The sequence below is a fragment of the Halomonas sp. 3D7M genome (assembly GCF_014897885.1).
Taxonomy (GTDB): Bacteria; Pseudomonadota; Gammaproteobacteria; order Pseudomonadales; family Halomonadaceae; genus Vreelandella.
In genome coordinates this window covers 1-1,761 of sequence record NZ_JABUZF010000142.1, presented here as the reverse complement: position 1 = coordinate 1,761, position 1,761 = coordinate 1, and the positions used below count along the sequence as shown (strand labels likewise).

General features: G+C 57.5%; 1 protein-coding gene. It reads right to left on the bottom strand.

Annotated elements, in window-relative coordinates; translation table 11 throughout:
- Positions 1-26 precede the first annotated feature (26 nt).
- On the bottom strand, positions 27-1,761 hold a 1,735-nt coding region (locus INT22_RS06970), incomplete at its 5' end, for a phosphoenolpyruvate carboxylase (protein ID WP_193067937.1).

Below are 1,761 nucleotides of genomic sequence, written 5' to 3'. Positions count from 1 at the left end.
CACACGCAGTGGCGGCGCACCCTTTGTTAGCCTGTATTGCGTAACCCTGCTGCAATACCTGCCATGGTCACCATGAGCGCACGAGAGAGATCTGCACTAATGGCGCCGTCGGCGTCCCGATTACGCTGCAGAAGCTCCGCTTGCAAGCCATGAAGCGGGTCGATGTAAGGGTTGCGCACATCAATTGCTTGGCGAATAAGCGGGGTGTTTTCAAGCAGCTTCTCTTGCTGAAGGATATCCAGCACGACGTTTTCCAGCCGTTCAAAACGCTCACGTAGCTTCTTGCCCAGCGCTTTCAGCGAAGGCTCATCGACTAAGCGATGCTCATAGTAGGCCGCAATCGCTACGTCCGCTTTGGCCAGCAGCATCTCTAACATATCGAGATAAGTGCCAAAGAACGGCCACTGGCTGCGCATTTCTTGCAACACTTCCCGGCCACCTGGCTGTTCTAGGCGTCGCGAGAACGCCTCACCACTGCCCAACCAAGCGGGTAGCATCAAGCGAATCTGCGTCCAGGCAAAAATCCACGGAATCGCTCGTAAGGTTTCCACGCCACCATCCTGGCGACGCTTGGTTGGCCGCGAACCGAGCGGCAGCCTACCCAGCGCCCCTTCCGGCGTGACCGCACGGAAATACGGAACAAAATCGGGGTCTTCACGCACTACGCCAACATAGGCGGCATGGGCCACTTTCGCCAGCTGGTCCATCTCTTCACGCCACTGAGGCTCCGGTGCGGGCGGTGGCAATAGCGTCGCTTCCATGACCGCACAAGCGTAAATTTCCATAGAGCGCAGCGCGATATCTGGCTGACCAAACTTAAAGCGAATCATCTCACCTTGTTCGGTCACCCGTAGGCTGCCATTCACCGAGCCCGGCGGCTGGGAGAGAATCGCCGCATGCGCGGGGCCGCCACCACGACCAACAGTGCCACCCCGGCCATGGAACAGCGTCAAATCTACCCCATGTTTGTCACATACATCGACTAACGACTCTTGGGCCCGGTACTGTGCCCAGGCAGCAGCAAGCTGCCCGGCGTCTTTAGCCGAGTCTGAATAGCCAATCATGACTTCTTGACGGTCTTTCGCCAGAGCGCGGTAACCCGGTAGCGCCAGCAATTGGTCGATGACATCGCCCGCATGATCAAGGTCGTTCAGGGTTTCAAACAGCGGCGCGATAGGCAGCGTGACTTGGCCACCCACCTCTTTCATCAATAGCGCAACGGTTAATACGTCCGAAGGCTCGGCAGCCATTGAGATAATATAAGTACCCAACGCTTCGGCATGCTCTTGAGCAATCACTTTGAAGGTATCGAGCACTTCGCGGGATTCTGCCGAACACTCCCAACGGCGTGGAATTAGCGGCCGCCTTGATTCAAGCTCTGCGAGCAGAAACTCTTGGCGCTGTGCTTCGTTCCAGTCCTGGTAGTGTCCCAAGCCCAGTGCACTGGTGAGTTCTTCCATTACCTGGGCATGGCGACTGGCCTCCTGGCGCAAGTCAAGCTTGGTCAGCGTGACACCGAACACTGCCACGCGGCGCAAGGTATCAAGCAGCGCACCGTTTGCGACGGTGTCCAGCCCGACATCACACAGTGAGCGGTAACATGCCAGCAGCGGCGCATAGAGCTGGTCGCGGGTTTCAATAATTGGCCCGCCGTCATAGTTACGGCCATCTAGCTCTGCTTTTGCCCAGTCGCGTGTGGCTTCCATTTTATGCAGCAGACGCTTGAGCAGCTCGCGGTAAGGCTCAGCAACTTCTCCCACC